Source organism: Methylophilus sp. VKM B-3414, assembly GCF_032248435.1.
Taxonomy (GTDB): Bacteria; Pseudomonadota; Gammaproteobacteria; order Burkholderiales; family Methylophilaceae; genus Methylophilus; species Methylophilus glucosoxydans.
Genome location: NZ_JAVTLI010000013.1, coordinates 72,621 through 99,135, shown reverse-complemented (window position 1 = coordinate 99,135; position 26,515 = coordinate 72,621). Strand labels below are relative to the sequence as shown.

The 26,515-nt window shown below is 52.6% G+C and carries 28 protein-coding genes; 10 read left to right on the top strand and 18 right to left on the bottom strand.

What is annotated here, in order from left to right; translation table 11 throughout:
* The first annotated feature begins 7 nt into the window (after positions 1–7).
* The 8 genes from flgE to flgL all read left to right on the top strand — a co-directional run bounded on the left by flgE (position 8) and on the right by flgL (position 8,516).
* Positions 8–1,246 (top strand): flagellar hook protein FlgE, encoded by a 1,239-nt coding sequence (gene flgE, locus Q9292_RS13220; RefSeq protein ID WP_313988842.1) that lies wholly within the window; start codon positions 8–10, stop codon positions 1,244–1,246.
* A 44-nt stretch (positions 1,247–1,290) separates the two neighbouring features.
* Positions 1,291–2,034: a flagellar basal-body rod protein FlgF gene (gene flgF / locus Q9292_RS13215; protein ID WP_194746916.1), complete on the top strand. Its 744-nt coding sequence runs from the start codon at positions 1,291–1,293 to the stop codon at positions 2,032–2,034.
* 53 nt (positions 2,035–2,087) lie between these two features.
* Positions 2,088–2,870 carry a flagellar basal-body rod protein FlgG gene (flgG, locus tag Q9292_RS13210; protein WP_194746917.1) on the top strand — a complete coding sequence of 261 codons (783 nt, stop codon included), beginning with the start codon at positions 2,088–2,090 and terminating at the stop codon, positions 2,868–2,870.
* Positions 2,871–2,910: 40 nt separating this feature from the next.
* Complete coding sequence (locus Q9292_RS13205; RefSeq protein ID WP_194746918.1) at positions 2,911–3,561, top strand: flagellar basal body L-ring protein FlgH; 651 nt, start codon at positions 2,911–2,913, stop codon at positions 3,559–3,561.
* Positions 3,562–3,648: 87 nt separating this feature from the next.
* Positions 3,649–4,734, top strand: a complete 1,086-nt coding sequence (locus Q9292_RS13200; protein WP_275356364.1) for a flagellar basal body P-ring protein FlgI — start codon at positions 3,649–3,651, stop codon at positions 4,732–4,734.
* A gap of 13 nt (positions 4,735–4,747) precedes the next feature.
* Complete coding sequence (gene flgJ, locus Q9292_RS13195; protein WP_313988836.1) at positions 4,748–5,824, top strand: flagellar assembly peptidoglycan hydrolase FlgJ; 1,077 nt, start codon at positions 4,748–4,750, stop codon at positions 5,822–5,824.
* 102 nt (positions 5,825–5,926) lie between these two features.
* Positions 5,927–7,570, top strand: a complete 1,644-nt coding sequence (gene flgK / locus Q9292_RS13190; protein ID WP_194746920.1) for a flagellar hook-associated protein FlgK — start codon at positions 5,927–5,929, stop codon at positions 7,568–7,570.
* Between the two features lie 40 nt (positions 7,571–7,610).
* Positions 7,611–8,516 carry a flagellar hook-associated protein FlgL gene (gene flgL / locus Q9292_RS13185; protein WP_194746921.1) on the top strand — a complete coding sequence of 302 codons (906 nt, stop codon included), beginning with the start codon at positions 7,611–7,613 and terminating at the stop codon, positions 8,514–8,516.
* Between the two features lie 107 nt (positions 8,517–8,623).
* On the opposite strand, the gene fliR is transcribed toward flgL, so the two are convergent.
* The 13 genes from fliR to fliF all read right to left on the bottom strand — a co-directional run bounded on the left by fliR (position 8,624) and on the right by fliF (position 20,195).
* Entirely contained in the window at positions 8,624–9,391 is a 768-nt protein-coding gene (fliR, locus tag Q9292_RS13180) for a flagellar biosynthetic protein FliR (RefSeq protein WP_194746922.1), read from the bottom strand.
* Positions 9,392–9,409: 18 nt separating this feature from the next.
* On the bottom strand, positions 9,410–9,679 hold the full coding sequence (gene fliQ, locus Q9292_RS13175; protein WP_194746923.1) for a flagellar biosynthesis protein FliQ: 270 nt from the start codon (positions 9,677–9,679) through the stop codon (positions 9,410–9,412).
* 23 nt (positions 9,680–9,702) lie between these two features.
* Positions 9,703–10,467: a flagellar type III secretion system pore protein FliP gene (gene fliP / locus Q9292_RS13170; protein ID WP_255521171.1), complete on the bottom strand. Its 765-nt coding sequence runs from the start codon at positions 10,465–10,467 to the stop codon at positions 9,703–9,705.
* 111 nt (positions 10,468–10,578) lie between these two features.
* Positions 10,579–11,100 carry a flagellar biosynthetic protein FliO gene (fliO, locus tag Q9292_RS13165; protein ID WP_313988829.1) on the bottom strand — a complete coding sequence of 174 codons (522 nt, stop codon included), beginning with the start codon at positions 11,098–11,100 and terminating at the stop codon, positions 10,579–10,581.
* 21 nt (positions 11,101–11,121) lie between these two features.
* A complete protein-coding gene (gene fliN / locus Q9292_RS13160; protein WP_194747501.1) occupies positions 11,122–11,547 on the bottom strand; it encodes a flagellar motor switch protein FliN in 426 nt (141 codons plus the stop codon).
* Positions 11,548–11,606: 59 nt separating this feature from the next.
* Positions 11,607–12,611 (bottom strand): flagellar motor switch protein FliM, encoded by a 1,005-nt coding sequence (fliM, locus tag Q9292_RS13155; RefSeq protein WP_194746924.1) that lies wholly within the window; start codon positions 12,609–12,611, stop codon positions 11,607–11,609.
* Between the two features lie 15 nt (positions 12,612–12,626).
* Positions 12,627–13,241: a flagellar basal body-associated FliL family protein gene (locus Q9292_RS13150; RefSeq protein WP_194746925.1), complete on the bottom strand. Its 615-nt coding sequence runs from the start codon at positions 13,239–13,241 to the stop codon at positions 12,627–12,629.
* A gap of 150 nt (positions 13,242–13,391) precedes the next feature.
* Complete coding sequence (locus Q9292_RS13145; protein WP_313988824.1) at positions 13,392–14,786, bottom strand: flagellar hook-length control protein FliK; 1,395 nt, start codon at positions 14,784–14,786, stop codon at positions 13,392–13,394.
* Positions 14,787–14,804: 18 nt separating this feature from the next.
* Positions 14,805–15,251, bottom strand: coding sequence for a flagellar export protein FliJ (fliJ, locus tag Q9292_RS13140; protein ID WP_194746927.1), 447 nt, complete (start codon positions 15,249–15,251; stop codon positions 14,805–14,807).
* Positions 15,252–15,269: 18 nt separating this feature from the next.
* On the bottom strand, positions 15,270–16,751 hold the full coding sequence (gene fliI / locus Q9292_RS13135; RefSeq protein ID WP_313988821.1) for a flagellar protein export ATPase FliI: 1,482 nt from the start codon (positions 16,749–16,751) through the stop codon (positions 15,270–15,272).
* A 30-nt stretch (positions 16,752–16,781) separates the two neighbouring features.
* A complete protein-coding gene (locus tag Q9292_RS13130) occupies positions 16,782–17,450 on the bottom strand; it encodes a flagellar assembly protein FliH (RefSeq protein ID WP_194746928.1) in 669 nt (222 codons plus the stop codon).
* Between the two features lie 24 nt (positions 17,451–17,474).
* The gene (gene fliG, locus Q9292_RS13125; protein ID WP_194746929.1) at positions 17,475–18,470 is read right to left on the bottom strand and encodes a flagellar motor switch protein FliG; all 996 of its coding nucleotides are present in this window, start codon (positions 18,468–18,470) and stop codon (positions 17,475–17,477) included.
* Between the two features lie 3 nt (positions 18,471–18,473).
* Positions 18,474–20,195 carry a flagellar basal-body MS-ring/collar protein FliF gene (gene fliF, locus Q9292_RS13120; protein WP_194746930.1) on the bottom strand — a complete coding sequence of 574 codons (1,722 nt, stop codon included), beginning with the start codon at positions 20,193–20,195 and terminating at the stop codon, positions 18,474–18,476.
* Positions 20,196–20,471: 276 nt separating this feature from the next.
* Here fliF and fliE point away from each other — a divergent pair, with 276 nt between their 5' ends.
* Together fliE and Q9292_RS13110 are read left to right on the top strand one after the other, a co-directional pair.
* Entirely contained in the window at positions 20,472–20,837 is a 366-nt protein-coding gene (gene fliE / locus Q9292_RS13115) for a flagellar hook-basal body complex protein FliE (protein ID WP_194746931.1), read from the top strand.
* Between the two features lie 64 nt (positions 20,838–20,901).
* On the top strand, positions 20,902–22,497 hold the full coding sequence (locus tag Q9292_RS13110) for a tetratricopeptide repeat protein (RefSeq protein WP_313988815.1): 1,596 nt from the start codon (positions 20,902–20,904) through the stop codon (positions 22,495–22,497).
* Between the two features lie 73 nt (positions 22,498–22,570).
* Here Q9292_RS13110 and Q9292_RS13105 read toward each other — a convergent pair whose 3' ends face one another.
* From Q9292_RS13105 to fliD, 5 genes are read right to left on the bottom strand one after another with little or no spacing between them, the layout of a single operon-like run.
* Complete coding sequence (locus Q9292_RS13105) at positions 22,571–22,849, bottom strand: EscU/YscU/HrcU family type III secretion system export apparatus switch protein (protein ID WP_194746933.1); 279 nt, start codon at positions 22,847–22,849, stop codon at positions 22,571–22,573.
* Positions 22,836–23,972 carry a flagellar hook-length control protein FliK gene (locus tag Q9292_RS13100; protein WP_194746934.1) on the bottom strand — a complete coding sequence of 379 codons (1,137 nt, stop codon included), beginning with the start codon at positions 23,970–23,972 and terminating at the stop codon, positions 22,836–22,838. The genes Q9292_RS13105 and Q9292_RS13100 overlap by 14 nt, the downstream gene beginning before the upstream one ends.
* Complete coding sequence (locus Q9292_RS13095; RefSeq protein WP_194746935.1) at positions 23,973–24,305, bottom strand: flagellar protein FliT; 333 nt, start codon at positions 24,303–24,305, stop codon at positions 23,973–23,975.
* Between the two features lies 1 nt (position 24,306).
* Positions 24,307–24,795, bottom strand: coding sequence for a flagellar export chaperone FliS (gene fliS, locus Q9292_RS13090; protein WP_228518641.1), 489 nt, complete (start codon positions 24,793–24,795; stop codon positions 24,307–24,309).
* Positions 24,796–24,819: 24 nt separating this feature from the next.
* Positions 24,820–26,508, bottom strand: coding sequence for a flagellar filament capping protein FliD (gene fliD / locus Q9292_RS13085; protein WP_313988807.1), 1,689 nt, complete (start codon positions 26,506–26,508; stop codon positions 24,820–24,822).
* Positions 26,509–26,515 lie beyond the last annotated feature (7 nt).

Sequence of the window (26,515 nt, the reverse complement as noted above, 5' to 3'; positions counted from 1 at the left end):
AAATAGCATGAGTTTTCAACAAGGTCTTAGCGGTTTAAATGCCACCTCTCAACAATTGTCTGTGATTGGCAACAACGTCGCCAACGCCAACACTGTGGGTTTTAAGCAATCAACCTCCAAATTTTCTGATGTGTATGCCGCCTCATTGAACGGCGGGGGTGCCACACAAATCGGGATTGGTACCAAGCTGGCCAAGGTCTCGCAAGAGTTCACTCAAGGCAACATCACCAATACCAACAATACACTGGATGTAGCTATCAATGGCAATGGCTTTTTCATTATGAGCCAGAACGGTGTCGTCACCTACACGCGTAACGGCCAGTTTGAGATGGATAAAGATGGTTATATTGTGAATAGTGAAGGCAAACGCCTGAGAGGCAACAGTGCTGACAACCTGGAAGGCTCCTCGCCAGTAGATATTCAAATTAACACCAGCGACCTGCCCCCAAAAACATCCACCCAGGTCACCGGCAAGCTCAATCTGAACTCGGATAGTCCAGTCATCGATCAATCGGTTAAACCATTTAACCCTTCTGATGCCACTACCTACACCAACTCGACTTCGATTACCGTGTATGATGCCTTGGGCAATAGCCATACGGTGCAGAATTACTTTGTCAAAACCGCTGCAAATACTTGGCAAACATATACCACTGCTGACGGCAGTGTGGTCCCACCGAAAGCGAATGCTTCAGATCCATATACAGCAACGGGCACGATTCAATTCACGACCTCTGGCGCGTATGACACCACCAACTCTACAGCCCTGAATGTTAGCTTTACACCTTCAAGCGGTGCAGCTGCCGTCAACCTCAAACTGGATTACACCGCCAGTACGCAATATGGCTCTGGCTTCAGTGTGAACAAGTTAGCCCAGGACGGCTACACCTCTGGCCGGATTGCCAACTTCAGCATCGGTAGCGACGGCATTATTGTGGGACGTTACAGTAATGGTCAATCACAGGCGCTGGGCCGTGTGGTTTTGGCCAACTTTGTCAACCCTAACGGCTTGCGCTCGCTGGGCGGCAATCAGTGGCAATCCTCGTTCGATTCAGGCGAAGCCTTGATTGGCGCACCAGGCAGCAGCACGCTGGGGGTATTGCAATCTTCGGCAGTGGAAGACTCCAACGTCGACCTGACTGCAGAACTGGTGAACATGATTATGGCGCAGCGTGTTTACCAGGCCAACTCACAAACCATTAAAACGCAAGACCAGGTGCTGCAAACACTGGTGAACATGCGCTAATTGAGTCGTTAAACGCTGAATGTTGACTGATTGAAGGAGTCGCAATGGACCGTCTGATTTATACCGCCATGACCGGCGCCAAACATATCCTGGAGCAACAGGCTACCACTGCACACAACCTGGCCAACGCAACGACAACAGGCTTCAAAGCGCAGATAGACAGCTTCCGGGCGGTGCCGATTTTAGGAGATGGCCTGCCGACCCGCGCCTTTGTGGTTGACGCCACCATGGGTACCAATTATGCCGCAGGCAGCATTCAGCAAACCGGACGCGACCTGGACATTGCTGTGCAAGGCGAAGGCTGGATTGCCGTCCAGCGCGCCGATGGCTCTGAGGGCTATACGCGTAACGGTTCACTCAAGATTAACCAGAATGGGCAGTTGCAAACCGAATCCGGCTTGAATGTGATGGGCGATGGTGGTCCGATCAGCATTCCACCGGATGTCTCGGTGACGATTGCCAAGGACGGCACGGTCTCCAGCGTGAACAACCTGACGGCGCCCGGTGCAACCAATATTATTGGACGTATCAAACTGGCAAACCCGCCAGAATCCAGTCTGAAACGGGCTGCAGATGGCTTGTTTGTGACTTCGAATGGACAACCGGCACCGGCAGATGCCAATGTCACGGTGGTCGGTGGTGCATTGGAAAGTAGTAACGTGAATGTCGTCGATACCATGGTCAACATGATCAGCCTGGCGCGCCAGTTTGAGATGCAAATGAAAATGCTTGATAACGCCCAAAACAACGCCGGAAAAGCTGATCAACTCTTTGGTTTGAATGGCTAAGGCCAGGACTAAGATGACACTATGAACATGGCTCAATGCCCAAGGAGTGAACGATGATACGCTCATTATGGATTTCCAAAACCGGTCTGGATGCACAGCAAATGCAGATGGACGTGATTTCAAACAACCTGGCCAACGTCAGTACCAGTGGCTTTAAAAAATCGCGTGCCGTGTTTGAAGACCTGTTATACCAAAACCTGCGCCAGGTCGGTGCCCAGACTTCTCAGCAAAGTCAGTCACCCAGCGGCTTGCAGTTGGGTACCGGGGTCAAACCGGTCGCGACTGAGCGTATTTTCACCCAAGGCAACTTGCAGCAAACAGGTAACGACAAGGATGTCGCAATCCAGGGTCAAGGCTTCTTCCAGATTTTGCTGCCAGATGGCACCACCGCTTATACCCGTGACGGCTCTTTCCAGGTTGACAGCCAGGGCCAGCTGGTCACTGCTAGCGGCTATCCTGTACAACCGGCAATCAGTATTCCGGCCAACGCGCAAAGCCTGACCATAGGCCGTGATGGCGTGGTCTCGATCACTACTCCAGGTTCTACCGCCACTACACAAATTGGACAGATCCAGCTGGCAACATTTATTAACCCGGCTGGCTTGCAGGGCAAAGGCGAAAACCTGTATGTCGAAACCACGGCCTCTGGTAACCCTGGTGTGAACACACCGGGCACTAATGGCGCGGGGCTGTTGAATTCTGGCTATGTTGAAACGTCCAACGTCAATGTGGTGGAAGAACTGGTTAGCATGATTCAGACGCAGCGCGCCTATGAAATTAATAGCAAAGCAATCACGACCTCGGATCAGATGCTGCAAAAACTAGCGCAGCTTTAATCCCTGGTTGAGGGGCATTCAAATGATGAATAGAACGATCATGAGCTTATTACTTTGTCTGGCATTCTCCCAATTACTGAATGGCTGTTCCATCACGCCGTCTACGATTGTTCAAAAGCCTGAAACACCGCGCGTTGCAGCGGCCCGCCCGGATACGCGCAGCGAAGGGGCTATTTTTAACAGCGGCGCCTACCGTCCACTGTTTGAGGATCGTCGTCCACGCTATGTCGGCGACATGGTCACCGTGCTGATTACAGAGAACACCACCGCCAACAAAGCCACTGACAATGAACAAACCAAAGACGGTGCAACTACGGCTGGCGTCACCGGTTTATTTGGTCACAACGTGCCTAAAGCTTCATTCAATGCCAGCTCTGCCCTCTCCTTCAAAGACAAGGCGACTGCGGATGCCAGCAACACCTTTAGCGGCTCTGTCACGGCAACCGTGGTCGATGTTCTGCCCAATGGCTATCTCGTGATCAGCGGCGAAAAACAGATCGGCTTTGACAAAGGCACAGAGTATGTGCGCTTCTCTGGCGTGGTCAACCCGGACATGATTACCATTGGTAACCAGGTGGTCTCTACCAAGGTGGCTGATGCGCGTATCGAATACCGCACCAATAGCAAAATGGATGCGGCAGAAGTGCTATCGATGTTTTCCCGCTTCTTTCTTAGCATGATTCCGTTGTAAGGGGCACACATGATGAAACAAACACGCCCCAGCAACGCACGCACCCTGTTACGGTCTTTTTATGACTACAGAAAAGAACTGTTGTGCATGCTGTTATTCCTCAGCGTGACCATCGTCAACACCGATAATGCCCACGCAGAACGGATCAAAGACATCAGCAACATCCAGGGCGTGCGTAGCAACCAGTTAATTGGCTATGGTCTGGTCGTCGGTCTGGATGGCACAGGTGACATGACAGTACAAACCCCGTTTACCGTCCAAAGTATCATCAGCATGATGAACCAGCTCGGTGTGACGATTCCACCCGGGACCAACCTGATGCTGAAAAATATTGCCGCCGTCATGGTCACCAGTGCCCTGCCCCCTTTTGCGCAACCAGGACAAACACTGGATGTGACCGTTTCCTCCATGGGCAACGCCAAAAGCTTGCGGGGTGGCACCTTGCTGATGACACCGCTCAAAGGTGCAGATGGCCAGATTTATGCCATGGCGCAGGGTAACCTGGTGGTCGGCGGGGTCGGCGCTTCAGCCAATGGCAGCCAGACCCAGATTAACCATCTGAGCGTGGGCCGGATTTCTGAAGGGGCGACCGTAGAGCGCGCATTGCCAAACACCCTGCTCAGCCAGGATATTGTCAGGCTTGAGCTTAAAGAAAGTGATTTTTCAACCGCCAATAACGTCGTGGAAGCCATCAATAAAAAGTTTGGCCCGATGACTGCGCAAGCCGAGAGCGGCCGCGTGATCCAGGTTCGCCCACCTGAGAGCATGAGCCGTGTCTCATTTTTAGCCAATCTCGAAACCATTAATGTAGCGCTGGCGGCAACGCCTGCCAAAATTATTCTCAATGCACGCACCGGCTCCGTGGTCATGAACAAGGCCGTGACGCTGGATAGTTGCGCCGTCTCGCATGGCAACCTGTCAGTGGTCATTAATACCTCACCGGTCATCAGCCAGCCTGGCCCATTCTCTAACGGCCAAACGGTGTCTACTGCAGTGTCTGAGATCAATATCAACAAAGAGCCTGGCAAAGTGCTCAAGCTCAACAATGGGGCCAACCTGGCAGATGTGGTCAAAGCACTCAACGCCATTGGCACGACGCCGCAGGACTTGCTGGCAATTCTGCAGGCCATGAAAGCGGCCGGTGCATTGAATGCCGAGCTTGAGGTGATTTAAACGGGAGGCGCTCATGCAACCACGTGTCGATCCAAATAGCCTGGCCATAGACGGCAGTGCGCTGAATAGCCTCAAGCGAGCCAAAAATGACTCGCCTGAAACCATTCGTGCAGTGGCACGTCAGTTTGAAGGTATTTTGATGAACATGATGCTCAAAAGCATGCGCGATACCGTCCCGCAAGAAGGCTTTGCCGATAACGAACAAAGCAAAATGTTTACCGGCATGCTTGATCAACAATTGAGTACCCATTTGAGCCAGAAAGGCCTGGGTCTCACTGATGTGTTGGTCAGGCAATTGAGTAAACTCAACGGACATCCCGTGGATACCAACACGCCCGCAAGCGGTAACGAATCGGGCAAGGCGAATAAAGCCACTGACAAAGTCAGCAGTGCAACGGTGCAGAGCGCAGTCCCCACCCATGCCCAAGCCGTGCTGGCACAAGCAACACAAAAAATCCGTGAAGCGTATCAACAATGGGAAGCTGCTGATACTCAGTCCACAGCGCCAGCCAGCGATACCGCCTGGGCACGTGGCATCCCGGAATTGCCGCCTTTGATTGAAGAAACACAAGCCAATGTGCAAGGCTTTACCCTGCCCCAGGCGCCGTTGGCGACCGCGATGCGTGAAGTCGCTGGCAAAACCCAGCAATTCATTCAAAGCATGCTGCCACATGCGCAGGCAGCCAGTAACGCATCTGGCATTCCTGCCAAATTTATGATCGGCCAGGCTGCACTGGAAAGCGGCTGGGGTAAACATGAAATTAAAACAGAGAATGGCGTCAACAGCCATAACCTGTTCGGCATCAAGGCTGATGCCAGCTGGAAAGGCAAAGTCGTCAGTAGTACCACCACCGAGTACGTGAATGGCGTCAAGCAAACCAAAGTGGAAAAATTCCGTGCCTACGACAGCTACAGTGATGCATTCAAGGATTACGCCAAAATGATTTCGCAAAATCCGCGCTATCAACAAGCCATGAATAACACGCATGATGCCAGCGCTTATGCCCATGCGCTGCAGCGTGCAGGCTATGCGACTGATCCGCAATATGGCAAAAAACTGACGCAAGTGATTAATCATTTGCGAAGTTGAAATTAAAGTATTTGAAAACATTGCCGTTAGGCAACTTAATCGTGATGTTGATGACCGTTTTTAAGCGGTCATCCATCCGCTTGCCCGAAAGGTCTATAGCATATGAATGTATTAAACGTTGGGAAAAGTGCGCTGACCGTCGCTCAGCTAGGCATTGCAACCACGGGACATAACATTGCCAATGCATCCACGCCTGGATACAACAGGCAGTCTATTGTTCAAAAGGCAGCAGCCGCACAAAGTTTTGGTAACGGTTACCTTGGTCAAGGCGCCGAGGTTGGGACCATCGTGCGCTCCTACGATGACGTGCTGGCCAAACAAGTGATTAATACAACCAGTAACCAAAGTTCAAGCTCGGTATATTTACAAGGCATTAATGAAGTTAATAGCCTGCTGTCTGATGACAAAGCCGGCGTGAGCGCGGTGATGACCAACTTTTTCAGATCTGTCAGCGCTGCGGCTGCAAACCCTTCGGATATCGCCACCCGGCAAACGGTCATTTCCAATGCGCAATCCTTGGTGAGCCGCTTTACCGCAGTCAATTCGCGTCTGGATGAAATGCGTTCGAATATCAATACGCAAGTTTCAACCAGTGTGGCAACCATTAACAGCTATGCCAGCTCTATTGCGGATCTGAATGAAAAAATCAAGCAAGCGTTTAGTTCAACTGGTAATCCGCCCAATGACCTGATGGACCAGCGTGACTTGCTCGTCGCAAAAATCAGTGAACAGATCAAAACGACAGTCCTGCCACAGCAAGATAACACTTACAACGTTTCCATCGGCAATGGCATCCCGATTGTACTGGGCAATCAATCCCAAGACCTGTATGCGGTACCCAATGACACAGATAGCACCCGACTTGAAGTCGGTTATGGTGCTTCTGGCTCGCCTAAACCCATAAGCGGCTCTCTGACGGGCGGCGCATTGGGCGGCGCATTGCAATTCAGGGATGAAACGCTAGACACGGTACAAAACCAGCTGGGACAACTGGCGATTACCTTTGCCACGGCGTTTAACAACCAGCACAAACAGGGCACAGACCTGACCGGTACCGTTGGCCAGAATATGTTTAATATTGCTGGTCCGGTCGCGATCAGTAACCGCAATAATACTGACCAGAGCAAACAGGCCTCTGTCGCGATCACGGACCCTTCACAACTGACCAGCAGCAACTACACCCTGGAGTATGTGAATGGTCAGTACAATATCACGCGCCAAAATGATAAGTACGTCTGGACAAATGTAACCTTGCCATTCAATCAGGATGGCATCACCATTAACACGAATACCAGTTCACCGACCAATGGCGACTCTTACCTGATTAAGCCTACCCAGTATGCTGCCAGCGGATTGACCCTGGCGGTAACGGATGTGGAAAAGCTGGCATTGGCCGACAACCCTTCTAAAGGGGAAAGCGACAACACCAATGCGCTAAAACTGGCTGATTTACAGAATCAGAACTTCGTCAGGGTGAATGCCAGCTCTACCAACAGAACCTTTGCACAGGCTTATGCCCTCACCACCAGTGCGGTGGGGATTAAAGCCAACCAGATGAGCATCATTAACCAGGCCGACAAAACTGCGCTGGATAATGCCACCTCGGCCATGCAGTCACAATCAGGGGTCAACCTGGATGAAGAGGCTGCCAACCTGCTACGCTATCAGCAAGCCTATCAAGCGGCAGGCAAAATGATGCAAATCGCCAGTAATATGTTCGATACCCTGCTAAGTCTGGGCAGATAAATTCAGAACTGGGTAAATCACATCGAGTAAGGATGTCACTATGAGATTAAGTACAAATACGATCTATGCCAATGGCACCAACCGCCTCATGGGCCTACAAAGTGACGTGAATGATCTGAATGAAAAAATTTCTTCAGGCAAGAAAGTCCGCTCGCCAGCGGATGACCCGGTTGCCTCTGCCAGGATTATCGAGATCAACAATAACAAGAGCATGAAGGACACTTTTGCTGAGACGCGAAAAACGGCCAGTAGCATGCTCGAAAACTATGAAACCAATTTATCGTCCGTGACTGACCTGGTGTTAAATATCAAGAGTTCGCTGACGGCCGCGGGTAACGCCACCTATAACGATTCACAGCGCCAAAGTATTGCGACTGAGTTGCAAGGGCGCCTGGATAGCCTGATCAGTCTGGCCAACGCCAAAGACTCCATGGGTAATTTTATCTACTCAGGATTTACTACAGATAAGGCGGCATTTACCAGTGCGGGTGTTTTCCAGGGGGAGACCTCGCGTATGAATTTGCAGATTGACGATAACCGGACCATGCCGACCACGTTTACAGGTGATAGCGTGTTCAATGCCAATGGCAATAATTTATTTGCCAACATGCAACAGGCAATTACGTTGCTCAATACACCGATTACTGATGCAACATCCCGCACCAACTTCACCAATGGCCTGGCAACTGCTCTGCAGAATACAGACAAATCCCTGGACAGTATTCTTGATACCAGAGCGCAAATTGGTAGCCAACTCAATGAAATCCAGATTCTGGATGACACAGGCGATGATATATCCCTGCAATACTCTAAGGTACTTTCCGACTTGCAAGACCTGGACTACACGCAAGCACTGTCTGACCTGGCTAAAAAGAATACCATTATGGAAGCCGCTCAGAAGTCGTTTGTTTCGACCTCTAAACTGTCACTGTTCCAGTTTATTTAATTCAGACCGGTATCGCACTGATTTTAGCCGATCGCTTACCAGCAATCGGCTTTTTCATGGATCAATCCAAACAATACGTCTAAAGCGCGATTGGTAAATCAGTGAGACTAATGCAACACTTGCAGCATGTATTGCTGCGCATCGATCATCCAGTCCTCGACCGGATGAATCAGAGAAGGTAATCCGAGCAAAATCATGATAAACCCGACCGCGATCGTGATTGGAAAGCCCATGGCAAACAGGTTGAGTTGAGGGGCGGCTTTGGTTAATACGCCCAGCGCCATGTTGGTAATCAGCAGACTGGCAATCACGGGCAAAGACATCAGCAAGCCTTGCGAGAAAATATGACCTCCAATGCTTGCAATCGCCTGGCTATTCAGTTGCCAGTGCGTCATGCCTATCGGCATGGTTTCAAAACTCTGCATCATCACTGCAATGACAATCAAGTGCCCGTCCAGGCTCATAAACACCATCAAGGTCAGCATGGTCAGCATCTGGGCGACGGCGATGGTTTGCCCTTCGGTATGCGGGTCATAAAAGCTGGCAAAGCCCAGCCCCATGCTCATCCCCATCATAAAGCCAGCCAGCTCGACGGCAGTGAACATGAGCCGCATGACAAAGCCCATGCTGATGCCGATCAAAAACTGTGCAAGTAATGAGAACAAGCCTTGCCATGACAGCACGGCAATATTAGGCACCTGGATGCCAGGCACCAGTGCCAGCGTAATGATAAAGCCGATTGTGAGTTTAATGCGGTTGGGAATGGAGGGATGACTAAATAATGGCACCACGGCAATGCAGCCGAGGATACGTGTCAGCGGCCAGAGAAACTGTACCACCCACTGCTGCAGGTCTGAGTCATGAATCGTCAGCATCTGGCGAGGCAGCCCTCGTTAATTGACCAGCTGTGGAATCATGGTAAAGATATGGTGCATGTAATCCACCAGCGTCATCAGCATCCAGTGCCCGGCCAATAGCAAGATCGCCATCACCCCTACCAGCTTGGGGATAAAAGACAAGGTCTGCTCGTTGATTTGTGTGGCCGCCTGAAAAATACTGACCACCAGACCAATGATCAGCGCAGTGCCCAATACCGGCGCTGCCACCAGCAAGGTGGTCTGCATGGCTTCACTGCCCAAGGTCAGGACTTGTTCTGGACTCATACAATACTCCAAAAAGAAACGAGTTAGAGGACAAAGCTTTGCGCCAAAGACCCCAGGATCAATTGCCAGCCGTCTACCAGCACAAACAGCATCAGCTTGAAAGGCAAAGAGACCACGGCCGGTGACATCATCATCATGCCCATGGCCATCAAGATACTGGCCACCACCATATCAATAATCAGAAACGGGATATAAATGGCAAAACCAATCTGAAACGCCGTTTTTAGCTCACTGGTCATAAATGCAGGCACCAGGATTCTGAGCGGGACTTCTTCTGGCGTATTGATGGACTCGCTATGGGCCATATTGGCAAACATGGCCAGGTCGGTCTCGCGCGTTTGCTTGAGCATAAAGGTTTTAAGCGGCAAGACACCGCGTTGCAGCGCTTCCTGCATGGTGATTTTACTTTCGGAAAGCGGCTGGTAGGCATCGGTATAAATCTTGTCAAATACCGGCCCCATGACAAAAAAGGTAATAAACAAGGCCAGGCCTATCAATACCTGGTTAGACGGTGCAGATTGTGTCCCCAGCGCCTGACGTAACAGCGACAGCACAATCACAATGCGCGTAAAGCCGGTCATCATGAGCAAGGCGGCTGGAATAAACGTGAGTGCAGTCAGCAGAATGAGCGTTTGCAGGCTCAGTGTATAGTCCTGGCCACCCCCTGGCGCCGGCGTCACCGTGCCGATGGGCAAGCCCTCTGCCGCCAGACTGCCTGATGACCACAATAGCAGGAGTGCGATTGGCAGCATGACTTGCAAAGACTTGAGGATGGAATGTAAACGCATGCAACAATACCCGTCACTGACTTGCGCCATCTTTGGACAGCACAAGCTCTAAAATAAGTTAGGGATAGTCTACGCTGGGGACAGCCCAATCAAAGGCTGGAAATAAGCCACTCAAGGCTTGTTTTTGAAAGATTTGACTTTGTCTTGCAAGGTGGCCTGCATCGCCTGTTGCAAACGCACGGCAAAAGAAGCTTGCGGATCAACAATCGCTTGAGCAGAGATCGCCTGGGCAGAAGGCTCTGCCGCCTGCGTGCTGTCGGCTGCAGCCGATTCAGTGGCAGTCGGACTCACCTCACCCAACGCGGTCATTTGCCCACCATGCAGCCCTACCACCAGCCAACGGCCACCCACTTCAAGCACCACCACCCGCTCGCGTGGGCTCAATTGCAAGCCGCCAACCTGCCTGATCACACCAGCTTTTGAAAGGCCTTGCCCAGGCAGGACGCGGCGCAAGAACCAGGCAACCGCTGCAATCGCCAGCAAGACGATCACCGTGCCCCACACCATACGGCCCAAGGTATCGCCGGTGCTAGGGGCTACCATGGCAGCCGTTGTTGTCGCGGCAGCCAGGGCGAGCGGCGAAACACTCCAGCTAGCCAAGGCGGCCAGCAGCCATTTGCATGCATACATCATACGCATCAGTATCCCGGACAGTTAGCGGTTCAGTTTACGGATACGTTCTGCTGGGGTAATGATGTCGGTCAGGCGGATACCAAACTTGTCGTTCACCACCACCACCTCACCTTGTGCAATCAGGCAGCCATTCACTAATACGTCCATGGGTTCACCCGCCATGCCATCCAGCTCAACCACAGAACCTTGCGCCAATTGCAGCAGGTTCTTGATCGAAATCTTGGTACGGCCCAGCTCTACAGTCAGCTGTACCGGAATATCCAGAATAAAATCAATATCGTTCTGGGTGCCTTCGAGCTTGTTGCTGCTGCTAAACTCGTTGAAGACGGCGGCCTTGCCTATCGGCTCTTGCAATGCAGAGGACTCGGCTTTGGTTTGCTCGGCCAGGGCCGCGCCCCAGTCATCCTCGGCAATGGTTTGCACCCCCTCCGACTCAGGCATCCCCATGCTGGCCAGTGCGGCATCCAATTCCTCTTCATTACTACTTGTCGCGGGATCCATTGCCATTATGACTCTCCTTGCAATTGTTCCTGACTACTACCGTCAGCACGTATCATTTTTTCCACCTTGAGCGCATATTGCCCGTTAAACACGCCATAACGACACTCCATAATGGGCACGTTATCGATTTGTCCTTCTACCGTATCCTGAATATTCACAGGAATGACATCCCCCACTTTTAACGCAAGCAGGTCTGCCACCATCATCTTGCGTGTGGTCAGATTGGCCACAATTTCAACTTCTGCCGCCTGGATTTGCTGGGTCATCATTTTTACCCAGCGTTTGTCACCGCCAAGGTTCTCGCCTTGCAGGGACGAGGTCAACAAGTCCTTGATCGGCTCCACCATGGCATAAGGCACACAGAAATGGATTTCGCCACTGTTAGGTCCCAGCTCCACATTAAACGTAATCGCCACCACCACTTCATTCGGGGTGGCAATGCTGGCAAACTGGGTATTCATCTCCGAGCGCAGATACTCAAACTGCACCGGATAAATAGGCGCCCAGGCTTTCTGGTAGGCGTCAAACAAGATATTTAGCACACGTTGAATAATCCGCTGCTCGGTTTCGGTGAAATCACGTCCCTCCACCCGGGTATGAAAGCGGCCATCGCCGCCAAACATATTATCCACCAGCAAAAAGACCAAGGTAGGATCCAGTACCAGCACACCCGTGCCGCGCAAGGGATTCATGTGAATCAAATTGAGATTGGTGGGGACCACCAGATTGCGGATAAAGTCCGTGTATTTGATGATCCTGACCGGCCCTACCGAGATTTCGACTGTACGCCGCAGAAAATTGAACAACTCAATACGCAGCAACCGGGCAAAACGCTCATTAATGATCTCAAGCGTGGCCATGCGCCCACGCACAATGCGCTCTTGCGTGGCCAGGTTATAGTTGCGAACACCAGACTCATCCTTGCTGGAGGCATCACTGTCATCGTCGCCCTCGACCCCTTTAAGTAAGGCGTCGATTTCGTCTTGTGATAAGAATTTATCTGCAGACATGGTTATTCTCAGGCATTACTGGATGACAAATGAAGTAAACAACACCTGTTTGATCTTGAGTTGTTTACCCCCCTTTTTCAAAGGTTTTTTCAGTTCTGCCAGCAGTTCTTCGCTGAGCTGAGCTTTGCCCTCAGGCGTCGCAATATCCGATGCTTTTTTACTGGTGAGCAACATCAATACACGGTTACGCATGAGCGGCATTTGTGCCTTCATTTTGTCGGCCAGTGCAGTGTCTTTGGCTTCAATGGTCAGGTCCAGTTGCAAAAACTTTTCATCGGGATCAGGCAGCAAGTTCACGGTAAACGTTTCAAACTGCAAGTAGGCCGGGCCCGCACCTGCTTCACCATGGCCACCGCCACCACCGCTTTCATGCTCTTCCTCTTCTTCATCGGCTGCGGCCTCTTCCTCTTCGCCCTCAGCAGCACTTTCTTCATGGCCATCCTCTTTCTCGGCCTTGCTACCATGCTTGCCTTTGGCCTGATGCGCTTCAGGTTTTTTCATCAGGAAGAAGGCTGCTGCGCCGCCGCCAGCGGCTAACGCCAGCACCACGGCCAGGATCACAATCAGTTTTTTCTTGGATTTGGGGGCGGCCTCTGCTGCACCGTCTGCTTTTGCTGGTTCTTGAGCCATGACACTACCTTTCTTACTGTAAAACCTTGACGATATATGGTGTCATTATGCGGAGAGCGCCCAGCAAAACATTGCCGGATAAAAGGGGAAAATCAGCGTTAAATCGACCTTTATGCTGGGTAAGGCATGCTAGCCAGCCTGGAGCAATGCTTATACAAACGTATCCACCAGGCCACGTACCACACGTGGCTGGACTGCCGTTTGCGGTGCGATCGCCGTGTCTGACTCAGCCGCAGGGGCTGCAGTCCTTGCAGAATCACGGCTGGATTGCTGTTCAAAATGCTGTTGCGCTTGCTGCCCGTTGCCGACGAAGGTCTGGCCCAGTTGCAAGCCCTGGGACTGCATGCGATCACGCAGATCCTGCATGCCATCTTCCAGCGCCTGGCGCACCAGAGGGTTATCCGTGATAAAACTGGGATTCACTGACTGGTTATCGACCTTTAACACCACCTGGATGGGCCCCAAATCCGGGGGCGACAGGGTCAGGCTAGCCACTTCGTCGCTCTGGCTGGCCATCTGCATCACATGCTGGTTAATTGCCGCTTGCCAACGGTCATCGGTAAACGGCGTGGTAATCTGGGTGGTGACCACCTGACTCAAATCGGTCACGCCAGCCGATTGCAACCAGGGCGTCTGCTGCATGGCCTCTATCATGGGCGGCGTGGTCAATGTACTGGCGCCCTGCGTCGTTTCATGCGCACGCACGGCCTGCTCCATGCCTTTAGGCAAGACAATCTCCGCGCTGGTCGATTTGGCGTTATTCAACAGCGCTGTAAAACCTTCCGCCGTCTTTTCTGATTTGGTGGATAGACTCGAGAGCTGCTTACCGTCTGGCACAACCGCGGTCGCTGCTGTCAGCGTGTCTTTGTCGGTGGCTGGCGTGATCTGCAACTCATTCGTTATTCCGTGTTGGCTAGAGGCTTTATCGAAGCCAGCGGCTGCAAAGCGACCGTTACTAAGGGTCAATGCGACCCCTTCGGCGCCACCTTTTGCAGCCTCTGCGGGCTGATTGGCCCGCATCGCAAGCATGGTCTGCATCCATGGCATGATGCCGGCAGCCGCAGCGCTGGTATCCTCAGTCGTGCCAACACCGGTTTTTTTCTGGTCAGGTTTGGCATCGGTCAAACTGGCAGGGTCAATCCCTCCAATGGCAGGTGAGACCACGCTAGAAGTCTCTTTGGCGACACTGTTTGCCTGACTGGCGTTCTCGTCTGCTTTAGATTTGGCCGTGGTTTTGCCTGTGCGATGGGGAATATTTTTTTCGGTTGGGGCCACTTCTGTCCCCGTGGCAGCAGTGCCTTTGCCATCCTGTTCAGTCGGTTCGCTCGCCTTATTCGACACAGCACCTTGCTCAGTGTTGCTCTCCGCTTTGGGCGCAGCAGGCTTGTCTTTAGGCGCAGCAGGTTGGGCTTGGGCCATTTGCTGGCGCAAGGTTTGTGAAAACGCATCGGGTGACACCGGCTCCTGGCCGCCTGACGACGTCATGGGCGCTTTAAGCGCCTCTGACGCCTGGGTAGGCAGTACTGGTGAATTAATCAAGGCCATCACATTACTCCCGGCTATTTACCAACGTGCTCGTCTGGCGCGGCTGGCAAATTCGTCCATCATTTTCTGATCACGCTTGTTTTCAGCCTTGGCCTGTGAGGTTTGAGCCCGCGTAATCAAAACTTCATAAGACTTTTGCTTGCGCTGTTTTTCCTGCAACCGCAACCGCTGCTGCTGGACAATCGCCTGACATTGTTCGATTTGAGCATTTTGCGTGCGTACCGCCAATTCCAATTGCGAGAAAAAGCCCTGAAAATTACGGTATAAATCGGCTTTAAGGCCGTTTTGCACTACCTGCTGCCATTGCTGCTCATATTCCTGCTGATATTGCGCCAGCATGACTTGCTGCTGTTGCGCCTGTTCCAGCTGTTGCATGGCCTGGGCCAGCGCCTGCATCGCCGCTTCCACCTCGTCGGCAGCCAACTGGTTAAGCAAGGTCAGGGTTTGGGTGGATTGTTTGGCCATGGGCTCGCTTTAAAGGGGCTATAAGGTTAGCGTGTTGGCTAATTGCTGCAGGCTATGCTGCATATCCGCACACTCATCAATGTCTTGTTGTAAAAAGGCATTGATGTCGTCACGTTTTCTAATCGCGATATCCAGCATGGGGTCTGATCCTGGCTGATAAGCCCCTACCGCGATCAAGTCCTGATTGCGCAGATAGCGTGAGTACCACTGCTTGAGCATGCGGGCGGCCTGTTGATGTTCTTTGCTGGTAATGTTGTGCATGGCGCGACTGATCGACTGCTCGATATCAATGGCGGGGTAATGTCCGCTCTCGGCCAGGCTGCGGTTCAACACGATGTGTCCGTCCAGAATCGCGCGCGCAGAGTCCGCAATCGGATCCTGCTGGTCATCGCCTTCGGTCAACACGGTATAAAACGCTGTAATCGAGCCCTCGCCCCTGGCGCCATTGCCGGTACGCTCGACCAGTGCCGGCAATTTGGCAAACACAGAAGGCGGATAGCCCTTGGTTGCCGGTGGCTCACCAATGGCCAGGGCAATTTCGCGTTGCGCCATGGCATAACGCGTGAGTGAATCCATAATCAGCAACACATTTTTGCCTTGCTGGCGGAAACGCTCGGCAATGGCCGTGGCATAACTCGCGCCTTGCAAGCGCATCAATGCCGAGACGTCGGCAGGTGCAGCGACCACCACAGAGCGTGCCAGCCCCTCCGGCCCCAGAATCTGCTCGATAAATTCCTGTACCTCGCGGCCCCGTTCACCAATCAGGCCGACCACGATCACATCCGCAGTGGTGTAACGGGCCATCATGCCCAGCAGCACACTCTTACCCACACCAGAGCCGGCGAACAGGCCCATGCGCTGCCCCCTGCCCACGGTGAGCATGGCGTTGATCGCACGCACCCCTACATCCAGCGTGTCTTCAATCGGTGCCCGTTGCAAAGGGTTAATCACGCGGCCATTAAGCGGCGCGGTCACATCCCCCGGAATTGGGCCCAGACCATCCAGCGGATTACCGGCTGCATCGACCACGCGTCCGAGCAAGCCATCCCCTACCGGAAAATGGCGCGCTCTATCCTGTGCACGTCGACGTGGCGGGCGGCCAATTTGGGGTTTTGGCACGGTTTCAGCAATTTCCATGCTGAACACCTTGGCGCCCGGGGTCACCCCCTCCAACGCGGTTTGCGGCATGAGCAGCAAATTCTCGCCATCGAATCCCACCACCTCGGCTTCTACCCGGCCTCCATCCTGTAACGGGATAAAACAGGCACCGCCTATTGGCATTTTGATACCGGTAGCGACCATCACCAGGCCAGTCACCTTGACGATACGACCTGCGACTTCTAGCGGGTCGACCATATTGATCAGTTCACTGCAATCGCGCAAATAACTTTGCCAGCGCTGCTCATGCACATTGGGCTGCTTGGGAGGCTCATTGGTGACTTGGGGGCTATTGTCAGCAACCGCGTCTAACGTCGGCAGCCCTGAATCTGAAATTGTCATGACGTAGGCTTAAACTAGAAAGTGAAAAACTTATTCGTGGGTGGAGGCAGGTTTATGCCAGTCATCATAGCGTGACAGCCCTTGTACCAGACGTTTCCAGCGGACCTCATTGCTGGCATCAATCTGGTTATCTGCCGTTTCAACCAGGCAACCGCCACGTTCGACTTGCAACTCTTCGACAATTTGCCAGCCTTGCTCTTTGAGTGTGTCGCCGATATGACTGCGTAGCACCTGCGCATCATCCGGATGCACAATCAGGCGCGCGGGCTGTCTGACTTGGGGCAAATAGTGCATGGCATCCAGCACGACCGGGAGCACCGCCTGCGGATCGGCCTGCAACTTGGTTTTCATCATGGCTTTGGCCAGATCCAGCGCCAGGCTCAAAACAGACTCGGCAACATGGCTATCCTGAAACGCCAGCGCCTGCTGGAAACTCTGCGCCATTTGCAACAACTGACCACGTTCGTTTTCCAGTTGTGCCTGCGCGTGCTGCATGCCATCGCCATAACCAATCTTGAACCCTTCTTCATAGGCTTCCTGGCGGACTTGCTTGAGAATTTCAGTGACCGTGCGCGCGGCTTCATCGGCCTGTGCCTGTTTGCGACGCACGCTCTCACTGCTATTAGCATCATCAAAACTGGCCATCTCCCAGCGCTGATAGGCACTCATTTGTTCTTTTGGGATTGCTGCAGCCACCATTATGCTTCCTTACACTGACTGGATTTAAACATATTGCTCGCCATCGCCTTTGGCAGCCAGCATGATCTGGCCTTCATCGGCCAGCCTGCGCACAATTTGCAGAATTTGTTTTTGCTGTGCTTCAACCTCAGACAGCTTGACCGGACCACGGCTTTCCATGTCTTCACGCATCATATCGGCTGCACGCGAAGACATATTGCGCAGGAACTTCTCTTTCATTTCATCAGAGGTTCCCTTCAAAGCCACAATCAACATATCAGATTGCACCTCACGCAGCAGCGTTTGAATGCCTTTGTCGTCAATTTCCAGAATATTGTCAAACACAAACATCTGGTCCATGATCTCCTGCGCCATATTGTCATCATAGCTTTTGAGGCCTTCCATCAATTTGGCCTCGTTGTCGCCACTCAGGTAGTTCATGATTTCAGCCGCGGTTTTTACGCCACCTATCGGCTGACGCTTCAGGTTTTCATTGCCTGACAGCATTTTCATCATGCCTTCATTGAGCTCTTTGAGCGCGGCCGGTTTAATGCTGTCGAGCGTGGCAATCCGCAAAATCACATCCTGACGTAAACGGTCAGTAAAATGCCCCAGAATTTCTGCGGCCTGGTCTGCCTCCAGATGTGACAAGATGGTCGCGATAATCTGTGGATGCTCATTCTTGATAAACTCGGACACGCTGAAGGCATCCATCCACTTCAGGCTTTCAATACCCGCGGCATCTTGCGATTGCGGAATCCGGCTTAACAGATTGGAGGCTTTGTCATCGCCAAAAGCTTTGATCAGAACCGAGCGGATATAGGCGTCCGAATCCAGACCGAAGTCACTGCTGCCGGCAAAGTCGACCATAAAGGACTCCAGCACTGCAGTTACCTCTTCACGTGGCACCGGCTTCATTGAGGCCATGACAATGCCCAGCCGCTGTACCTCTTTGGGTGACAAATACTTCATCACCTCCGCCGCTTCGTCTTCACCGAGGGCAAGCATCAAAATCGCGCTTTTAGTCAAGCCTTCAGTCATGGTTTATTTCTCCGCAGTCGCCCAGCTGGAAACCACATTCGCGACCATGCGTGGGTTTTCTTTGGCCACCTGCTTCACGGCCAGCAAGGTTTGATCCATACGGCCATCATCGCCCGTTAACGCAGGAGGATCGCCACTCAAGGTGACCAGTGCATCTTCACCTTCAGCTGCACTGCCTGCCGCGCCGGCAACCGCTTCACCGCCTGCTGCCGCGTTTTGTGCCGCAGTCACAGCCAGTTGTTTTTTATCCGCGCCAGTCAGTTTGGTGGCCATCGGCTTGAGCAGCTTTTTATAAATCATCATCAACACCACCACGCCAGCCAGGAAGCGCAAGGCATCTTTACCATACTCAATCATGACAGGGTCCTTCCACAGCGGTGGCTCAACCAGTTTTTCCTGTGCTTCGGCCACGAACGGGGTATTCACCACAGAGATAGTATCGCCACGCTCTTTGTTGTAGCCCATGGCCTGCATTGCCAGGTCACTTACCTGCTGCTTCTCGGCCGCGGTCAGTGCACGGTAAGTCGTTTTACCGGTGCTATCCACGACTGGGATGTGATTGACCACCACCGCCACATGCAGGCGCTTGATGCCGCCCTTGGCCTGCTGGATATAGCTCACAGTCTTGTCCAGCTCGTAGTTAGTGGTGGTATCTTTTTGCGTATTTTGTGGTGGGGTTGGGGCAGCAGCAGGCGCAGCATTTTCCCCTTGACCCTGCGCACCAGGGGCATTGATCGGAGCAGTCGCATCTGCAGGCGGCTGGTTAGACAAAGCACCAGGCACCGCGCCGTTGTTGGCGCCGGTATTTTGCGTCTCATGGCTTTGCGCACTGCGAATCGCCATGTCATCCGGCTTGGTGTTGGGTTTATAGGACTCGTTGGCCTGTTCTGTCATCGAGAAGTCAATCTCGGCGCTGGTTTCGGCGTGCACATTTTTCGCACCAACAATCGGCGTAATAATGGATTCCACGCGGCGAGCAATGCTGTTTTGCATATTCTCCACGTAGGCCATCTGCTCTGGGTCTAGGCCACTTTGCTTGAGCTTATTGGCGTTATCGGACAGCAAATTGCCGTTTTGATCGACCACGGTGACATGATCGGCAGACAGGTTAGGCACACTGCTTGCCACCAGATGCACGACGGCACCCACTTGTTGCGCGTCTAACCGGCGGCCATTGTGCAGATTGAGCAGCACAGAAGCGGTTGGGTATTGTTGCTCGCGCACAAACACGCTGGGCTTGGGAATCGCCAGATGGATACGTGCGGCCTGCACAGCAGAGATAGACTGGATACTGCGTTCCAGCTCGCCCTCAAGGCCGCGTTGAAAGTTTACCTGCTCAACAAACTGAGACACGCCAAATTTCTGGTTTTCCAGCAGTTCAAAGCCGATGTTGCCGCCTTTGGGCAGACCTTGTGCCGCCAGTTTCAAACGTGCCTGATGCACCATGTCAGCAGGCACCAGAATGGCACCCCCACCATCGGCAAATTGATAAGGGATATTCAATTTATCCAACTCGGCGACGATGGCACCGCCATCCTTGTCAGCAAAGTTGGAGAACAACACCCGGTAATCCGGCTTCTGGCTCCACAGCCAGAACACCACCATCACCGCAACCACGGCAGCAATCCCGGCGACCAGCATTAACTTTTGTCCGAGCTGCCCAAACATGTTGGACGCTCCGCCAGACTCATTGCTTGTTGTTAATAAGGCAGCATCAGCAGCCATCTGAACCTCCAATATTACCTACTTGCAGTGACCTGCCTCCCGGCCTGTTGATTGCCGGTCATGCTGCCACCTCTTTTGAACTTCAATATCCTGTCAGGACACTTTCACATGGATCACATTATGCGCTGACCCTGCCTATTCAAATCAGCAAATAAGACGGATTAATGTTGCCTATTTTGCAAAGCAGTCCAGCTGGCGCAATGTTACAGTGCTCACCATGAGATAAGAGGTGATGGCCTCCCCCACGAAACGAGTACAGGATGAAAGGAGACACCTATGAACGCAGGCGGTATTGATGCACAACGCATCTCCTCCATGCTGGCGCAATTACGGGCGGCGGCTCAAAAACCAGAAGGTCTGGGCAACAGTGCTATTGCCAATCCTGTCGCCAAGCCGCCCCAGGCAAGCCCGACGACACAAGTGAGCTTTAGTGATGCGCTGAAATCCTCTCTGGACCAGGTCAACAATATGCAATTGCAGGCCGAACAAATGGGCAAGGATTTTGCCATGGGAAATGACAATGTCAGCCTGTCTGATGTCATGATCTCCGGGCAAAAAGCGAATATCGCCTTTCAGGCCACAGTGCAAGTCCGCAACAAACTGGTCACCGCCTATCAGGACATGATGAATATGCAAGTCTAGGCTTAACTAGCCAGCTGGCGACTGGGCCAGACCATCAGTCCGTTTTAACAGTGAGAAAAGAACAATGCAGGCTCAACCCGTGGCTGGCTTGATACAACACACCCCCTCTGCCCCGCTGATGCGACTCAATGGCACGCCAGTATTGCGGCCATCAGGCAGTACCGCCAGCCACGAGTCACCTGACGCCGTGTTAGCCAGCAACCCCGCGAATGTTCAAGCCTGGTTTCAAAAGGGAATGCTGTTCAAGCAGCAAAAAAACGCCCCGCAGGCCCTGCACTGTTTTAACCAGGCCCTGCATCTTGCGCCTGAGCATGAACCCACACTTATCGAATGCGGCAACTTGCTGTTTGAATTAGAGCAATTTGAGTTTTCGCTCGCCCATCATGAATTTGCTTTACAGTTAAACCCGGCTTGCGTTGCCGCCTTACACAGCAAAAGCCTGATCCTGAGTCGGCTCGGCCGCTATGAAGAAGCCTTGCTCAGTGCAGACCACCTGGTCGGCTATGCACCCACGCTGGCACCGGCTTTATTATGCCGAGGCAGCATCTTACACGTGCTTGGCCGCCATCATGAGGCCTTGGCCAGCTACCAGCAAATCCCGCTAGCCGATCAGCAGAACGCGTTGTTTTATCTTAATCTGGCCAACCTGTATCTGGATATGCTGGACATTGACATGGCCAGCGACTGTTATCGTCAGGCGCTGACACTGGAACCACACAACCCGACCTTGCACTGGAATCTGGCGTTATTTCAGTTACTCACCGGCGATTATGCGCAAGGCTGGGCCATGTACGAAAGTGGCAAACATGCGCCACATTTGCCCAGGGGACGCCGTGCGGTCTGTGTGCAACCGATGTGGACCGGCGAACAATCCCTGCAAGGTAAGCGTATCTTGCTTTACGCCGAACAGGGGCTGGGCGATACCATCCAGTTTATACGCTACGCCAAACTGGTCGCCACCTTGGGCGCACAGGTGATTATTGAAGTGCAAGCGAGCCTGATTCCCTTGTTGCGCTCACTGGGGCCAGACTATTTACTGATTGCTGCAGGCACCGCGTATCAGGACTATGATTACCATTGTTCGCTCATGAGCTTGCCATATGTCTTCAAGACAGAACTCGGCAATCTGCCTCAGCACACCCCTTACCTGTTTGCCGCGCCTGACAAGGTAAGCCGTCTGCAGATGACTAGTCAGAACAGATTACGGGTAGGCCTGGTCTGGTCAGGATCCACCACGCATCAGAAAGATCGTTACCGCAGTATTCCGCTAGCGCAGCTGGCGCCGTTGCTGGCACTGGATGCGAGTTTTCATAGCCTGCAAAAAGAAGTTCGCGATACTGACCAGGCTGCGTTAAGCGGGCTACCACAACTCACGCAGCACCAGGCCGAACTAGAGGATTTTAGCGATACCGCTGCGCTCATCGCACGCATGGATCTGATTATTTCAGTGGATACTTCAGTCGCACATCTGGCTGGCGCCATGCACAAACCGGTATGGATATTGTTACCTGACCCACCAGACTTCCGCTGGCTGCTCGCACGCGAAGACAGTCCGTGGTACCCCTCGGCCAGACTGTTCAGAGCCCAACACCATCATTGGACAAGTGTCATTACAGACGTCAAACAGGCGCTGGCAGAAGTGATTGCAGAAAAATCGTAGACGCAGTAACTCTCTGGCAAAACAAGATGCGGCAATTTTACTGCGACAAAGTCTCTATCTGAGACTGGCCAGTTTAATGGTCGGCCTGCCCTTGTTCCAGCTTGTATAACCAGGCCAGAATTTCAGCAATCGCCTGGTACAGCTGTGGGGGAATATGGGCATCGAGTTCGACCTGCATGAGCAGGTTGAGCATGGCTTGTGACTCATGCACATAGACTTCGTGTTCTTGCGCCAGGGCAATGATGCGTTGTGCGAGCAGACCATTGCCTTTGGCCACCACACGTGGCGCCAAATCCCCGGCTTCGTAAGCCAGGGCCACGGCAGATTGGGTATAAGGCTTATCCTGCTGCATATTGCGGCCTGTGCTGCGCGATTTCTTCACGCACGATTTGCAAGGAATCCAGCTTCACGCCAGAAGCTTGCAAATTCATGGCCAGCGTACTGCGGCCAGATTGCATTTCCTTGAGGCTCGCTGCATCCGTGGGCTGCACACGGACACTAAAGCGCCCGTTAGCCAGCGTGATTCTTACAGCCACCTCGCCCAGCCTTGGCAGCTGCAATTTCAAATTGCTAAACAAACTGTTTAAGGTCGGGTCTTCGCTAGACTGCTGGGAATTTTTGCGCTCACTGACCTGCCACTCCATCATCTGGCCGGGCCAGACTTCACCATGCCAAATCACACGCTGTTGTTCCAGCACCTGTAACTGTTGCGACACCATCTCCGGCGGTACAAAGTGAGGTTTGTTTTGCGGCTCTTGCAGTAGTTGATGCCAGGGCCGGGTGCCCAGCGTCGCCTCTTTCAGGTGAGACTCATAGAACAAGCCCGAGCTATCCAGCGCATGCTTGAGATCTTGCGCCAGCACTTGCGGCTTTTGCGGGCTGTTGCTGACCACGGTTTGTGCCTGCAAGACGGCAGATTGCGACTGAAACGGGCTGGCATCCAGCCAGCGCTGTAGGTTTCTGGCGGGAGAGCTTAACTCGACCAGACTCGATTGCCCGGCCGCATTCTGTACCAGACTTTGCATAGTAGCGGGGTTGTCTGCATGTGGCGTCTCTGCCAGCAACCCAGCTGTCGACAGCCGTGACGTGCCCGCCGCGGAAGACTGCACACCCCAGCGCACTTGCGGATAGCCCTCGGCGTCTTTGCCCTGGCCTTGTGCCAGCCCCATAAACTGCATGTTCAGTGTTTGCTGTTGCGACAAGTAAGCGGGTAATTGCATCTGCACCACCATGGGTGGCTGGTTGGGTAACTGGATTTGCACTTTAAAAGCAGCCAGGTCGGCATTGCCTGCGCCTTTTTGAGCGTTGTCTTTTTGCAAAATCAGTCCGGTAAACTGCATGCCTGGACGCATGCGCTCCCATAAAGGAGCTTCGGCCTGGGTACCTTCCACCGGCATGATGGAAGTGACCGCACGCAAGTTCTCAGTTTCACTGGTAATGAAACGTTGTGAGAGGACTTGCGGGATAGGAATCATCTAAATCACATCCGGTGGGGTGCGTGCATGTAGCTGCGCATCAAAAATCATATCGGTAATGCGATGCATGACGGGATAGAGCAAATTACGGATCTCGCCATCATCGGCCAAAATTTTCTGCACCAACTCCTGTTTGCGCAAATGCTGCGCCTGTGTCAGTTGCTCGGATTGTAAACGCAAGGTTTGTTCCAGCGCTTTGATCACTTCGATCTTGAGCATGTAAGACTGCTCCAGCTCTGTCACTTTTTCCCAAGCATTTTGCTGAGCGGCCAGCAGCATCTGCGCCATGATTTTGGCAGCAGACTCATAAGTATTAATCAGCGCCTTGGACATATCAGGCCCCGGCCATGGCCAAATGTTGATACGCCTGTGCTTTTTCTGCGATCGCCGAGTTTTCCAAGGCATTCTGTTGTGCAAGGCGGCTCATCCCCGATTTTTCCAGCGTTTCCCAGGCGCCTTTCAACTCCATGAGCAACTGCTGAACTTCATAAACTTTAGTACTATCCTGACGCAGGCTCGCTTGCATGAGTGTACGGATCATGTATTCATACAGCTGGTCCAGATTGAGGGCAACCTCGCCCCCTGCACGTTTGTTCAAGCTGGTACGCAAACCGCTTTCAATGATGGAAATGGCTTTGGAGATATATTCACCTTTTTGCGGAATATCCTGCTTTTGAATCGCTTGCTGCGCGCGGATGCAGGCAGTTACAGCGCCTTCGTAAAGCATGATCGTCAGCTTGAGCGGACTGGCATCCACGACGCCGGTTTCCAAACCTACTTTGGCGTAGGCATTAATGCCAGATTGTTTCGATCCAAACATCATGATTCTCCTGATAATATTCCGCGATTAGCTATTATTGCTTATTGCACTCAATTGTTGTGTCAACGCAGTGCTCTGGGTTTGCATGCTGCTGAGTAATGCGTCCAGTTTTGCGTACTGGGCACGATAACTTGCTTCAAGGCTTGGCAGCTTGGCGCTCAAGTCATCGGCTTTTTTATTCAATGATTTAATAGACGACTGCAAACCGTCTGTCCTGGTGGCCAACGCAGCATCGGAGTCCAGCCAGCTATCAAGCATGCTACTAAACTCCCCGATTAGGCCGCGGTTGAAAGTCACCGTGCCACGGTCTCCAGTCGTAGCGCCTAAAATACTGAGTTTCAAACCTGCGCTATCCTGACCAAATGCGCCGGTCAGGGTATTACCACTGCCAATCGCATTCACACCATTCAGGGTACCAGCCACATCTTGTGAGCTGCTCCCCGCTTGTGAAATATTGACGGCATAGGTGCCAGAAACTGTTTTATCCCCACTGCTGACGAAGCTGACCAATGGATCGGTACTGCTTGCCGAAGGTGAAAAGATTTTCGCCACATCGGAAGGGCTATTCGCCATCGCTTTCTGAAACTTGGTATCGTCCAGCGTCATGACTCCGCCATCACCCACGGTGACGCCAATGTCACTCAAGGTACGGTAGGTACTGGCCGTAGGTGAAATGCGGGACATCATTAATCCGAGTTTCACTGACACGTTACGGGCCACCGAGTCACCCAGCAAAGGGCCATTGGCAGAAGACCCGCCATCAACAAACTTTGTCAGGCTACGCAGACTGGTATTCAGTTTGTTGTAGGCATCGACAAAGCTCTGTACAGAACTTTTAATCGCGCTATTGTCCGTCGCAATCGTCATTGCATTAGGCGTACTGGTGACTGCCTTCAGGTTTAAGGTCACGCCCTCAATCACATCAGTAATGGTGTTACTCGCCTTACTGATGCTCAACCCATCAACAGTCAATAACGCATTTTGTGCAGCCTGAAGCTCACTTAAGTTTTTACCACTGCCGCTGGAGGCGGTCGGGTCATAAGCAAAGGTGGACAAGCCGCTACCGTCGGTATTGTTGCCATCGTTATCCGTGACATCAATCTTCAGACTATTGGCTGCACCAGTGTCCATGGAAGTGATCACCAGGCGGTTACCAGTACCGTCATTGACAATAGACGCCGTGACAGAAGCATTTTGTGCGTTAATGGCATCACGGATACCGGACAGGGTATTGTTGCTACTGTCGATATTGACCGTAATCGCATTTTTGCTGCTATTCGCAGTAAAAGAAGCTGCCGTACTACCGTTGGCTGGGGTATAAGTACCAAAGGAAATCTTCAGGCTCCCGGTACCAAAAGTGGTACTGGCATCGCTATAAGCAGACGTGGTAATACGTTGTGAAGTCGCCAGCTGGCTCACCGAAATGCTGTGGTTGCCATTGGTAGCGCTACCATTTGCAGTCGCGCTGATACTGTTTGAATCGGTGAGCGTCACGGATTGCGCATTAAACTTGCCGGCACTAGACAGACCATCCAAAGCTGTTTGGAAGGTACTCAATCCACTTTTCAACGTACCGTACGCAGAGAGTTTGGCATTGTAAGTAGAGACTTGCGTCTTGATCTGGGTAATCGGCTGCTGGGCAGACGTCATCATGGCACTGACAAGAGAGTCAATAGGTAACCCTGATGAGCCCGTTGAGCTTACAATTGATGCCATAATCTAG